At 60.2% G+C, this 12546-nt stretch carries 13 protein-coding genes and 2 tRNA genes; 13 read left to right on the top strand and 2 right to left on the bottom strand.

Annotation, left to right across the window (positions count from 1 at the left end; all coding sequences use genetic code 11):
• Nucleotides 1-52: 52 nt before the first annotated feature.
• The 9 genes from EOE18_RS05020 to ribH all read left to right on the top strand — a co-directional run bounded on the left by EOE18_RS05020 (nt 53) and on the right by ribH (nt 7873).
• Nucleotides 53-970: a rod shape-determining protein MreC gene (locus EOE18_RS05020; RefSeq protein WP_127706869.1), complete on the top strand. Its 918-nt coding sequence runs from the start codon at nt 53-55 to the stop codon at nt 968-970.
• 1 nt (nt 971) lies between these two features.
• Nucleotides 972-1538 carry a rod shape-determining protein MreD gene (mreD, locus tag EOE18_RS05015; protein ID WP_127706867.1) on the top strand — a complete coding sequence of 189 codons (567 nt, stop codon included), beginning with the start codon at nt 972-974 and terminating at the stop codon, nt 1536-1538.
• Nucleotides 1539-3596: a penicillin-binding protein 2 gene (gene mrdA / locus EOE18_RS05010; RefSeq protein ID WP_127706865.1), complete on the top strand. Its 2058-nt coding sequence runs from the start codon at nt 1539-1541 to the stop codon at nt 3594-3596.
• Nucleotides 3593-4711, top strand: a complete 1119-nt coding sequence (gene rodA, locus EOE18_RS05005) for a rod shape-determining protein RodA (protein ID WP_127706863.1) — start codon at nt 3593-3595, stop codon at nt 4709-4711. The genes mrdA and rodA overlap by 4 nt, the downstream gene beginning before the upstream one ends.
• Nucleotides 4712-4864: 153 nt before the next feature.
• A tRNA-Lys gene (locus EOE18_RS05000) sits at nt 4865-4940 on the top strand.
• A 31-nt stretch (nt 4941-4971) separates the two neighbouring features.
• Nucleotides 4972-5047: transfer RNA gene (locus EOE18_RS04995), tRNA-Lys, on the top strand.
• A gap of 54 nt (nt 5048-5101) precedes the next feature.
• Nucleotides 5102-6085: an acyltransferase family protein gene (locus EOE18_RS04990; RefSeq protein WP_127706861.1), complete on the top strand. Its 984-nt coding sequence runs from the start codon at nt 5102-5104 to the stop codon at nt 6083-6085.
• Between the two features lie 55 nt (nt 6086-6140).
• Nucleotides 6141-7424, top strand: coding sequence for a 3,4-dihydroxy-2-butanone-4-phosphate synthase (ribB, locus tag EOE18_RS04985; protein WP_127706859.1), 1284 nt, complete (start codon nt 6141-6143; stop codon nt 7422-7424).
• A 26-nt stretch (nt 7425-7450) separates the two neighbouring features.
• A complete protein-coding gene (gene ribH / locus EOE18_RS04980; RefSeq protein ID WP_127706857.1) occupies nt 7451-7873 on the top strand; it encodes a 6,7-dimethyl-8-ribityllumazine synthase in 423 nt (140 codons plus the stop codon).
• An 8-nt stretch (nt 7874-7881) separates the two neighbouring features.
• Here ribH and EOE18_RS04975 read toward each other — a convergent pair whose 3' ends face one another.
• A complete protein-coding gene (locus tag EOE18_RS04975; protein ID WP_127706855.1) occupies nt 7882-8142 on the bottom strand; it encodes a hypothetical protein in 261 nt (86 codons plus the stop codon).
• A 739-nt stretch (nt 8143-8881) separates the two neighbouring features.
• On the opposite strand from EOE18_RS04975, the gene EOE18_RS04970 reads away from it, so the two are divergent.
• Entirely contained in the window at nt 8882-9523 is a 642-nt protein-coding gene (locus EOE18_RS04970) for a hypothetical protein (protein ID WP_246027268.1), read from the top strand.
• Nucleotides 9524-9588: 65 nt separating this feature from the next.
• Here EOE18_RS04970 and eno read toward each other — a convergent pair whose 3' ends face one another.
• Nucleotides 9589-10875 (bottom strand): phosphopyruvate hydratase, encoded by a 1287-nt coding sequence (gene eno, locus EOE18_RS04965; protein ID WP_127706853.1) that lies wholly within the window; start codon nt 10873-10875, stop codon nt 9589-9591.
• 186 nt (nt 10876-11061) lie between these two features.
• Between eno and EOE18_RS04960 the strand changes: the two genes are divergently transcribed.
• From EOE18_RS04960 to EOE18_RS04950, 3 genes are all read left to right on the top strand, one after another.
• On the top strand, nt 11062-11637 hold the full coding sequence (locus EOE18_RS04960) for a hypothetical protein (RefSeq protein WP_127706851.1): 576 nt from the start codon (nt 11062-11064) through the stop codon (nt 11635-11637).
• A 63-nt stretch (nt 11638-11700) separates the two neighbouring features.
• A complete protein-coding gene (locus EOE18_RS04955) occupies nt 11701-12105 on the top strand; it encodes a hypothetical protein (RefSeq protein ID WP_127706849.1) in 405 nt (134 codons plus the stop codon).
• On the top strand, nt 12102-12470 hold the full coding sequence (locus EOE18_RS04950; protein WP_127706847.1) for a hypothetical protein: 369 nt from the start codon (nt 12102-12104) through the stop codon (nt 12468-12470). Before EOE18_RS04955 ends, EOE18_RS04950 begins: the two co-directional genes overlap by 4 nt.
• Nucleotides 12471-12546 lie beyond the last annotated feature (76 nt).

The following is a 12546-nucleotide window of genomic DNA, read 5'->3' as shown; positions in this document are numbered from 1 at the left end:
GCGCCTATATATGGGGCTGGCGGGATGCCAGATGAGAAGAAAGGCGGGATGCATGGTGCCGCCAGGCAACCGGCGTTCGACCTATTCGCGGCGGGCGCTCAACAATATCTTCTTTGGCTATGTGGCGGCGGGTGCCATTCTGCTGGGCGGCGGCGGGTTGGCGCTGGCGTCCTATGCCTCGCCGGAAAGCTTTGGCGGATTGCGCGTCTTGGCCAGCGATATGGTGCAGCCTGTGGCCAAACTGGCAGCCCAAGGCCGCGCCGGTCTGGGCCAGACTTTCGCCAATCTGCAAGCCTATGCCACTTGGGGGCCGGAGAACGAGCGCCTGAAGCGTGAAGTGGCGATTGGCCGGGTCAAGGCGGTGGAACTGGCCGCCGCGCAACAGGAAAACAAGCGCCTTCAGGCGATGCTGCAACTGGGTGAAGTGTCGCCCAAGCCTATCGCCTATGGCTGGCTGGTGGCTTCCTCCAGCGGCAGCACGCGGCGCTATGCCACGATTTCGGTGGGCAGCAATCAGGGCGTGCAAACGGGCATGCCGGTCCGCACCGCAATGGGCCTGATCGGGCGCGTGCTGGAAGTGGGGCGCATTTCCGCCCGCGTATTGATGATCACCGATGCGCAAAGCGTGGTGCCCGTGCGCCGCGCCAGCGATGGCCTGCCCGCCTTTGCCACGGGCAAGGGCGATGGCACTTTGCAACTGCGCCTGCTGACTTTGGGCATCAATCCGCTGAAACCGGGGGACGCCTTTGTTACCTCCGGTTCGGGCGGGCTGTACTGGCCCGATACGCCGATCGCGGTGGTATCCAGCCTGACCCGCGATGGCGCGATTGCCCGCGTGCTGGGCGATCCTGCGGTCAGCGAGACGGTCGCGGTTTATCCGGCATGGTCACCGACGCAGGATGCAACCCTGCCCCCTCCGGCCGAGGATGTGACCCCGCCTAAACCTGCCGCCAAAGCAAAGGCGCAATAGGATGATCGCGCGCAAGCTCTCGCGACGGGGAGCGCAGCCGCTGGCCCGCCGGATCAGTCAGGCGCCCTCGCCCTTTGTTGCCTATGCAACGCCTTGGGCGGCGGTGGCTTTGGCGTCGATCATGCCGTGCTGGCCCTTGGTAGCCATGGCGCCGGTCATGCCGCCTTTAGGCTTCATGTCGTTGCTGGCATGGCGACAGGTGCGCCCCGGTCTTCTGCCGATCTGGGCGGGGCTGCCGCTGGGCTTGGTGGATGATCTGTTCAGCGGGCAGCCGTTTGGTTGTGCCATTTTCCTGTGGACGCTGACGCTGATCACGCTGGAGATTATCGAGGCACGTTTTCCTTGGCGCAATTTCATCACCGACTGGCTGGTGGCCTCGCTCTTCCTGCTGGCCTATCTGGCCGCTTGCGTGGGCTTTAACCAGCATGGCGTTCCGGCGGACATCATGCCGCCTTGGGCCTATATTGGCGTGCAAATGGGGCTGACCGTCATCGCCTATCCGATGGTGGGCCGCGTGGTGGGCTGGATCGATCGCTGGCGCCTGACGCGGTTTCGAGTGGTCGGGTAAATGGCCAAGCTGATAACAAATGGCGTGCTGCGCAACAGTTTTGACCGGCGCAGCGTGGTGGTGGGCTCGCTGCAAAGCGGGGTGGGCCTGCTGCTGGCCACAAGGCTGGGCTATATCGCGCTGGCCGACAATGAAAAATACAAGACGATGTCGGAAAGCAACCGCGTCAACCTGTCGCTGATCCCGCCGCGTCGTGGCTGGATCCTCGACCGAATGGGGCAGCCGATTGCGTCGAACCGCGCCGATTTCCGCGTCGACCTGATCCCCGAAAAGCTGATCGAGCAGGACAAGACGCTGGCCGAACTGGCGGGTATCCTGCATCTGGACGAGATCGCGCTGCAGGAGATCCGCGACCATCTGGAAAAATCGCGTGGATTCCAGCCTGTAGAGGCCGGATCGCATCTAAGCTGGGAACAATTTGCCGCCGTATCCGTGCGCCAGCCCGACATGCCCGGCGTGGTGCCGCAACGCAGTTTCTCGCGCTATTACCCGTCCGGCCCCTGCGTGGGGCATCTGGTCGGCTATGTCGGCGTGGCCAATGCCAAAGATTACGAGCAGGAGCATAATCCCCTGCTGATCACGCCGGGTTTCAAGATCGGCAAGGACGGGCTGGAAAAGCAGTTCGATGCCGAATTGCGCGGCGTTCCGGGCGCCCGCCGCAGCGAGGTGACCGCCGGTGGCCGCGTGGTGCGCGATCTGGAAACGCGCGAGGATGTGCCGGGCAAGGCGATCAAGCTGACCGTCCATGCGGGGTTGCAGGAATATGCCGCGCGCCGCATCGGCACCGAAAGCGCCGCCGTGGTCGTGATGGACTGCGAGACGGGCGACCTGCTCTCCTTCGTCTCCATGCCCAGTTTCGACCCCAACAGCTTTACCGACGGGGTGGGCCGCATCGAATGGAAGATGCTGTCCGACGATGACCATGTTCCCTTGCGGAACAAGATTTTGCACGGGCTTTATCCCCCTGGTTCTACAGTCAAGCCCACGGTGGCCTTGGCCTTCCTCGAGGCGGGGCTGTCGCCCGATGCGGCGGTCAATTGCTCTGGCGGTTTGCGCGTGGGCAACCGCGTGTTCCATTGCTGGAACCACCATGGCCATGGCCGCGTGGATATGGCCAAGGGCATTTATCAAAGCTGCGACGTCTATTTCTATCACTTTGCCCAGCAAATCGGCATGGATCAGATTGCGCGCACCATGCGCAAGATTGGCTATGGCCAGAAATTCCCGCTGCCCTATCCCAGCCAGTCCTTTGGCACGGTGCCCGATCCGGCGTGGAAGCTGAAGAAATACAACAAGGAATGGGCGATTTATGACACAGTGAATGCCACGATTGGCCAAGGCTATGTGCAGGTTAATCCGCTGCAACAGGCGGTGATCGCAAGCCGACTGGCCAGTGGCAAGCTGTTGATGCCGCGTCTGTTGCATGATGATCCGCGCCCCGCTGCCGGTTCGCTGGGCGTGCCGCAGGAGCATCTGGATTTCATCCATGCCGCGATGAAGGAAATGGTCAACGGTCTGGGCACCGGCCATGCCGCGCGCCTGCCCATCGATGGCGTCCAACTGGCGGGCAAGAGCGGCACCGCGCAGGTTGTGGGTCTGAACATAGGCAATGGCAAGGGCGGCCTGTGGCGCCACCGTGACCATGGCCATTTCATCTGCTTTGCCCCGTTTGATAAGCCCAAATATGCCTGCGCCGTGCTGGTGGAACATGGGGGCGGTTCGCCGGCCGCCATGCCGATTGCCCGCGACGTGATGACCTATATGTTTGACCAGCAAAAGGCCTGGGACGCTTTGCTGGAGCTGGAAAAGGGCTGGGGCGGGACGCCTCAGGAGCGGCAAGCGGCCAAATACCGGTCCTATGCCGCGCAATATGGTGTGCGTGCGCCGCAGGTGGAGGACAGCGAGGAAGCGCTGGCGCAGCAGGAGCAAGAGGCTGCCAAGCCCGCTCCGCAGCCCATCCAGTCCGACGCCGCCCCGCCTGCCCCCGAGCCGGAGGAAGCGTCCGCAGCCCCTGCCCCCGCCGCTACCCCCAAACCAGCCGCCGAGCCGCAGACATGACGCCTTCTTTCATCCCTGCCCCCTTGCGCGGTCTGCCTTGGGGCATGTTGATACCGCTGACGGGTCTGATGCTGTTTGGCGCGACGGTGCTTTATTCCGCTGCAGGGGGCCATATGGCGCCCTATGCGTGGAAGCATATCATGAATTTCGTGATATTCCTTGGCCTTGCGCTGGCTATCTCACATGTTCCCGAACATCGGTTTCAACAGGCAGCCTATCCGATTTACGGCTTGCTGGTGGCGCTATTGGTGCTGGTGGAGGCGGTGGGCCATGTCAGCAAGGGCAGCCAGCGCTGGCTCAACCTTGGCTTTATGAACCTGCAACCGTCCGAGTTGATGAAGCCGGGCATCGTGCTGATCATGGCTTTGTTCTATTCCACCCTGCCCCCGTCGATGATCCGCACATGGCGGGCCTTGATCCCGCCTTTGCTCTTGCTGGGACTGCCGGGCGGTCTGGTGATGTTGCAGCCCGATCTGGGCACGGGCCTGTCGATCTGTTTCGGCGCAGTCGTGGTGGTGTTTCTGTCGGGCGTGCCACTGTGGTGGTTCATTTCGGGCGGAGCGGCTGCAGTCGTAGCCGCGCCCATGGCCTTTTTCTTCCTGCTGCATGATTACCAACGCAAGCGCGTGCTGGTTTTCCTTGATCCCGAAGCGGACATGCTGGGATCAGGTTATCACATCACCCAGTCCAAGATCGCCATCGGCTCGGGAGGTTTCTGGGGCAAGGGGCTGGGCAATGGCTCGCAAAGCCATCTCAAATATTTGCCCGAAGCCCATACCGACTTCGCCTTTGCCACCATGGCCGAGGAATGGGGCATGGTCGGCGGTCTGTTCATCCTTGCCGTGTTCTTTGTCGTGCTGTTCCGCTGGGGCATGGGCGTGGCACGCCGCGCGCCCGACCGGTTCAGCCAGTTGCTGGCCGCGGGCATGACCGCCACGGTGTTTTTCTATGTGGCGATCAATATGATGATGGTGATGGGTCTGGCCCCTGTGGTCGGCATCCCACTGCCCTTTGTCAGCCACGGCGGATCCTCCATGATGACCAATATGATCTGTATCGGCACGATCATGGCGGTGGACCGTTGGGGCAAGCGTGCCGGTGGCCGGTTGGCCTGAAAAAGCGGATCGGCACAAGGGCCCGATTTTCGGGGCTTTTGCAAAAAAGTTTGAGGCTTTTGAAAAGAATCACTTGCGGGCGGCAAATCAGACGCTAAGGGAGCGGCCTCCGGCGAGGGCAACTTACCAAGGTAGCCCACCAAAAAGCAGGATGGACGCATAGCTCAGTTGGTAGAGCAGCTGACTCTTAATCAGCGGGTCCTAGGTTCGAGCCCTAGTGCGTCCACCAAGCTTTTTGTTGAAATTGCTGCGAAAGATATGGACGCATAGCTCAGTTGGTAGAGCAGCTGACTCTTAATCAGCGGGTCCTAGGTTCGAGCCCTAGTGCGTCCACCATTTTCCATCTTCCACACAATTGCCAAATCCAAGGCGTAACGCCATAGGCGCGCCATGAGCCAACCGCCCCTTCCTTCTACGCGCTTGCCTGGTCTGGAATGGCTGCGCCTGATCGCGGCCAGTGGCGTGCTGCTGCTGCATGTGCGCGCGGTTTTCGGTGGGCAGCGGGTGTTCGGGCTGGGCTATCTGGGCGTGGATTTCTTCCTGATGCTGTCGGGCTTTCTGATGGCGCGGGTGCAGGAACCAAGGCTTTTGACAGGAGCGGAACCCCTGCACTTTATGGCCAAAAGGATCTGGCGCCTATGGCCGATGATGGCGCTGGGCGGGGTGATCGGCCTGCCGCGCCTTTGGTCACGTTCGGCCGGTTGGGAGGATTTCCTGACCGTGACGGGGCTCAATCTGGCGCTGCTGCCGGTGTGGGGGCGGATGTTTGTGTTCCCGCTCAATATTCCGGCTTGGACGATCCTGTGCGAATTGGCCTGCAATGCGCTGCATGTGACGGGCCTGTGGAGGCTGAGGCGCTGGTGGTTTGGCGCAGGGGTGATCGGCCTGCTGCTGGCCGATGCATGGCTGGCATGGCATTTCAAAGGTCTGGATATTGGCGCGAAGCCAGCCAATTTCTTCGCGGGCGCGCTGCGCTCCTTGGCGGCCTATGTGCTGGGCATCGCTTTGGCGCGTTGGTGGACGCGGCGCGGCCCCCTGCCCTTCCCATGGTGGCTGGCGCTGCCGCTGATGCCTGCACTGCTGCCGCTGGTGTGGTGGCTGAAATGGCAAGGCTGGCTGTTTGATATGGCCTTTGTGCTGATCGCCTGCCCCCTGATGATTGCGGGAGCCCTGCGCCTTCAGCGCTGGCCCCAGGTTGCCATGTGGGCCGGGCGCATCGCTTTCCCGCTCTTCGCGCTGCAAATGCCCATCCTTCAGGGGATGAAGATGCTGGGCTATGGCTATTGGAGCGGATTGGCAATGGCGGCCGGAGCGGGCATCATTGCAGCTTGGGCCAAACCTTTATGGAATGTGCGGCGCAACCGCCAAATGTGATGGCGATGTGATAGCGCCCTTGAAGTCACATTCAACTGTGACTATATCATCATCCATGACACAGACCATCATCGAACGCGTCCGCCGCCTTGTCAACGAAGGGGGCATGACCCGCGCCGGCCTCGCCCGCGCCGCAGGGCTTCATGCCAACACCTTGCGCGATTGCACCGAGGCCGAATGGAACCCCACCGCCGAGACTTTGGGCAAGCTGGAACGCTTTCTCGACGCCTCTGACGAAACCCCCGTTTTGGTAGGCATCGAGGAAATCATCGAAGAGGCCCGCAATGGCCGGATGTATATCCTTGTCGACGATGAAGACCGCGAGAATGAAGGCGATCTGATCATACCTGCCCAGATGGCGACCCCCTCCAGCATCAATTTCATGGCCACCAATGGCCGCGGCCTGATCTGCCTTGCCCTGTCGGCTGAACGTGTTGAGCAATTGGGCCTTGAGCCGATGAGCCGCCGCAATGGCACACCCTTGGGCACCGCCTTCACCGTGTCGATCGAGGCCAAGGAAGGCATCACCACCGGCATTTCCGCCGCTGACCGTGCCCGCACCGTGTCCGTCGCCATCGACGGCAGCAAGGGCGCAACCGACATCACCAGCCCCGGCCATGTGTTCCCCCTGCGCGCCCGCCCCGGCGGCGTATTGGTGCGTGCGGGCCATACCGAGGCGGCGGTAGATATCTCGCGCCTTGCCGGCCTGAACCCCAGCGGCGTGATTTGCGAGATCATGCGCGACGATGGCACGATGGCCCGTCTGGACGACCTGATCGTCTTTGCGCGTCAGCATGACATGAAGATCGGCACGATCCGCGACCTGATCGCCTATCGCCGCCAGCATGACCGCATGGTCAGCCTGAAATCGGAAACCACGTTCAAGAGCCGCTTTGGCGGCGATTGGCTGGCCCGCGCCTATTTCAACAAGGCGACGGGTGAGGAAAATCTGGTGCTGGTGAAGGGCCGCATCGACCCTGCCAAGCCGACTTTGGTGCGTATGCATGCCACCTCGGTCTTTGCCGATTTGCTGGGTGAAGAAAGCGAACGTTCCAACCTGCTGCACCGTTCGATGGATATCATCGGCGAACAGGGTTCGGGCGTGATTGTGTTCGTCAACCGTCCGGTCACATCGCCATCCAAGGCGTTTGACATGCGCGAACAGGCCAAGCAGGGCAACACCAAGCCGATGGAGGAATTGCGCGACTATGGCGTGGGTGCGCAAATTCTGGCGGAACTGGGCGTGCATGAACTTGTGCTGCTCACCAACACCCATCACACGCTGGTAGCGCTGGAAGGCTATGGCCTGACCATCACCGGCGAACGAAAGATTGATTGACCCCAGCAGGGGCGAAAGGACCGACCATGGCCAAGTTTCTGATTATTGAAGCGCGTTTCTATGACCACCTGAACGATATGTTGGTGGAGGGCGCGAAGGCTGCCCTGAAGGCTGCCGGTCACAAGGTGGATGTTGTCACCGTTCCGGGCGCGCTGGAAATCCCTGCCGCCATCGCTCTGGCCGATCAAGCGGGCGATTATGAAGGCTATGTGGCCATTGGCGTGGTCATCCGTGGCGAAACCTATCATTTCGAGATCGTCGCGGGCGAAAGCGCGCGCGGTATCATGGCGCTGACCATGGATGGTCTGGCCATTGGCAATGGTATTCTGACCGTGGAGAACGAGGAACAGGCTCTGGTCCGCGCCGATCCCGCCCAGAAGGACAAGGGCGGTGAAGCAGCCAAGGCGGCGATTGCCCTGTTGAAGCTCAAGGAAAAGTTCGGCGTGTAACCTAGCCGTCACATTACTGGACCAGTCGAGACGCCGGAGGAGCCATCCTCCGGCGTTTTTTCATGCATGCCGCCGATCAAGCCGAACCACGCCAGCAGGCTGGTGCCAACATCCTTCTGAAAATTTTGATCTTTATTCGGGAACCATTCATTTGCGAAAGTTATGCAGAACGGTTCGGGATTCCTTAACGAATCAGCCTGAGTGGATATTTCGCACAAACCTGCAATCGATGTGCGATCTGAAAAGTGCTGTGGCCATGCAAAATGCACAAATTTGCCAGCGCTTTGCCTCTACTTCCGCGAACATACTCCATAATGGATTTATTTTCGGTCACTCCGCACCTTTATGCCGAAATATCCTACGCCGCCCCGAAGTTCTCCAGACGCGATGGCACCCGCAGCACGGTACGATCCGGCTTGCAAACAAGCCGAAAATTGTAAAAATGCGACACAATAACCCAAATGGCTATTTTTTAGGCAGCGTCTTACCGCATTCAATTTTGCCGATATCTGTCGCCAAGCAGCAGAAAGGGCTGAACGCATTCAACTAATATAAGGATTTTGTTGAAAAAATTTCACATTCTATATTGCAACTGCGAAAGACATCCGATATTGTACTTAGACAAACCGATATTGATACGCATTTTTATCCATATAGGTTTTTCGCCTGTCGGTCGCCAAACTAATCCAGGGAATCCGGAAAATGCCTGCCAGTCTGAATAATGCCGCCCACCAGACACAGACGCTTAACCAGTCCGAAGAATTGGGCCATATTCTTGAACTTCTCCAAGGTGTTCAAAAACGGCTCGATGTTTTTGGGCTCTCCCATTGCTGCGGTGCATCTGGATGCCTGCCTGCATGAAATTGCAAGATCCTTCATTTCCGACAATGATGCCTCCAAAGCCGATTAACCTCGGGTTCTCGAAATCGCCAAGTCGTGAAATTTTAGGCTTGTTACGACGCGCTCCTCATTAACGGTTTTTCGGGGAGTTGCGAAGGAGGGGCCTTCATGAACTTGAAAGATAAGGGTTCATCCGCGCTCGCAGTGACGATGACCCGACTTTGGCAAGATTCCGCCAATGATCTGCCCATGGAAGATCGGCTCAAGGCTTTGGCCCATTCGCTGATCGCTATGGCCAATGAGTTGGGCGAAGCAGGCCAGCAGGCAGAGAGCCACGCCCATGCCGACCGCCCCGCCATGCTGGCGCCCAGAGCGCGGCAGGATCTGGGCGACCTTGCTCTCCGCACCTATCGCGAACGCCGCCGCCGCAATGAAATTTTTGCCGACGATACTCTATTCGGCGAACCCGCTTGGGATATCCTGCTCGACCTGTTTGTAGCGGGTGAAAAGAACAAGCGAGTGGCTGGTTACCAGCGCCTGTATCGGTTCGGGTGTGCCCAGCACAACGGCGCTGCGCTGGCTCAATGTTCTGGAACTGCGCGGTCTGGTGGAGCGAGAGGACGACAATCAAGACGCCCGCCGCTCCTTTGTGCGCCTGACCCCGAAGGCACGCGAGATGATGGTCGAATATTTCACCCATTTGTAAACGATGGCAGTCGCATTCAAGGCTGCGGCAAAACACATAGAAAAGCGGCCGGAAGCTTTATCACCTCCGGCCGCTCTCTTTTTATGCCCCCAATTGCCCTATAAGGCACTCTGTAGCCCTTTGGGAGCACTTACCCTAGTCTGAGTAAGGTGGCGCTCCCTTTCGCCTCTCAGCGGGCCAGACGGCCAAAAGCAGCCTTGCCGGCATAGCGCGAAGCCACGCCCAGCTGTTCTTCGATGCGGATCAGCTGGTTATACTTGGCCAACCGGTCCGAACGGGCCAGCGAACCGGTCTTGATCTGACCGCAATTGGTGGCCACGGCCAGATCGGCGATGGTGGCGTCTTCGGTTTCACCCGAACGGTGCGACATCACGGCGGTGTAACCGGCGCGCTGGGCGATGCTGACGGCTTCCAGCGTCTCGGTCAGGCTGCCAATCTGGTTGACCTTCACCAGCAGCGAGTTGGCCAGACCCTTTTCGATGCCCATGGTCAGACGCTTGGGGTTGGTGACGAACAGGTCATCGCCCACCAGTTGCACCTTGTCGCCAATGGCGGCGGTCAGCGCGGCCCAACCTTCAAAATCGTCTTCGCCCATGCCGTCTTCGATCGAGATGATCGGATAATCAGCGGCCAGCTTTGCCAGATAATCGGCAAATTCCAACGGGCTGAGCGACAGGCCTTCGCCGGTGATCTCGTACTTGCCGTTCTTGAAGAATTCGGTGGCGGCGCAGTCCAGCGCCAACAGGATGTCGCTGCCCAGCTTGAAGCCGGCCTTTTCGATCGAGGCCGACACGAAGTCGAGCGCGGCGCGGGTGCTGGCGATGTTGGGGGCAAAGCCGCCTTCGTCACCGACAGCCGTGGCCAGACCCTTTTCATGCAGGCCCTTTTTCAGCGTGTGGAAGATTTCGCTGCCCCAGCGCACGGCTTCGGCAATCGAATCAGCCCCCACGGGCATGATCATGAATTCCTGGAAATCGATCGGGTTATCAGCATGTTCGCCGCCATTGATAATGTTCATCATCGGCACGGGCAAAACATGGGCCGACACGCCGCCCACATAGCTGTACAGCGGCAGACCGCGCGCATCGGCAGCTGCCTTGGCCACGGCCAGCGAGGTGCCCAGAATGGCGTTGGCGCCCAGACGGCCCTTGTTCTCGGTGCCATCCAACTCGATCATGGTCAGATCGATGTCGCGCTGGTCTTCAGCGTCGAGGCCGATCAGCGCTTCGCTGATTTCCGAATTGACGGCTTCCACCGCCTTTTGCACGCCCTTGCCCATATAGCGGCTCTTGTCGCCATCGCGCAGTTCAACGGCTTCGTGCGCGCCGGTGCTGGCACCCGAAGGCACAGCGGCGCGGCCAAAGCTGCCATCTTCCAGCAGCACGTCGACTTCAACCGTAGGATTACCACGGCTGTCGAGAATTTCGCGGGCGTGAATGTCGATAATTGCAGTCATGGCGGGTACATCTCCTCTCGGCCAAAACTCTGGCCACCTGACGAGAGTTTCCTTAGCAGGCAGACCTTGGCAGGCAAGCTGCATTGCAGCATGATAGGCACATGACGGGTGATCCATTCATATGCGCCGCTTTTGGTGCTAGAGACAAAAGGCTAACCCGCCATCGCAGGGAAAAGGAACAAGACCATGGCTGACGAAACCACCGCTCCGCTCGCACCTGAAGCTGTTGCTGAAACTGTGGCCGCAACGGGCGAAACCGTCTCTGCAAAATTCAGCAAGGCGCTGGAAGATGCCAAGGCCAGCGCTGTGGCTCTGGGCAAAGACCTGCAGGAAAAGGCCGCCCCCTATCGCGAAAAGCTGGAAGACAAGCTGTCCTCCGCCGATCTGGCCGCCGAGGCACGCGCCATTGGCGAACAGGCCAAGGAACGCGCGCTGGCTCTGGCCGCCGAGGGCAAGGTGAAGGCCAGTGATGCCCTTTCGGGTCTGGGCAAGTTGTTTGCCGACAATGCCAGCGTGGTCGATGACAAGCTGGGCGCGAAATATGGCGATTACGCCCGCACCGCCGCCCGCTCCATTCAGGAAACCGCCGCCAAGCTGGAATCCAAGGAACTGGACGAGTTGGGCAAGGATGCGGTGGAATTCGTGAAAAAGAACCCTGCTGTGGCGATTGGCGCGGCGGCGGTGGTCGGTTTTGCGCTGGCCAAATTGTTGGGCGGTGGCGGCGAGGAAGCCGTTGAAGCGGATAATGACGCCGCCGAATAATGACCTGAACGGCGGCAGGAAGTCCACCTGCCGCCTCTTGCCGAAACCGGAAACCTCTCTGCTATGCCCAAGCGCCGCCAAGAACCGCTAGACAGTGGCGACGAGCCCCTTGCTTCGCAACCTGCCGACCAATCGACAACGCTGGAAGCGGAATGGGACGCGCTGACCGGAGCAGCCAAAGAAGCGGTGTCCAGCGAGATCGCATTCCAAAAGGCACGTCTGCGTTATGCGGTGCGCGAAAGCGGCAATCTCGTGGCCAGAGCGGCCTTGGCCGGAGCGTTCCTTTTCGCTTCGTTGCTGGTGCTGGTGGTTGGCCTGTTGCTGGCATTGGGACAAAGCATCGGCTTCTGGTGGGCTTTGCTGATCGTCCTTGGCCTGTTGCTGGCGGCGCTGGCTTGGGCCGTTCAGGCGCCGTGGCGCGCATTCCAGTCCTTGTTGGCCCTGATTGCCGAGGATAAAGACCAGTGAACCCCGACAAGGATCGCCTCGAGGCCCTGCGCGCCCGCCGCGATGCCGCGCGCAAAAGCCTTACTGCCAAATTGTCCGCGGCCAAGAGCCTGTCCGATCCCAAGGTTCTGGGCAAACGCGTGCGGGCCGATCTGGAGATCCACGGCCGCAATGCCATGGCGCAGGCGATGGAAATTGCCGCCGATAATCGCGGCGTTCTGGCCGGGACCTTGACTGCTTTGATGCTGTGGGCGGCGCGCAAGCAGGTGTTGCAAGGTGTGGTGGCGCTGGGGCCAAAGGCCGCTCCGGTGCTGGCCAAGGCCAAAGGGCTGCTCTCGCGCAAAACCGTCGATGTTGGGCAAGACCCCACGGATGATCAAACTTGAGCCACAGCCATTAGCTTTTCAGAAGCCTGTTATGCGCCATACTTGCCGTTCGCCATCGCACAATGCTATGGCACGG

Origin of the sequence: Novosphingobium umbonatum (genome assembly GCF_004005905.1) — a bacterium.
Lineage (GTDB): Bacteria > Pseudomonadota > Alphaproteobacteria > Sphingomonadales > Sphingomonadaceae > Novosphingobium > Novosphingobium umbonatum.
The sequence above is the reverse complement of the archived record's forward strand: the minus strand, read 5'-3'. Positions and strand labels throughout refer to the sequence as shown.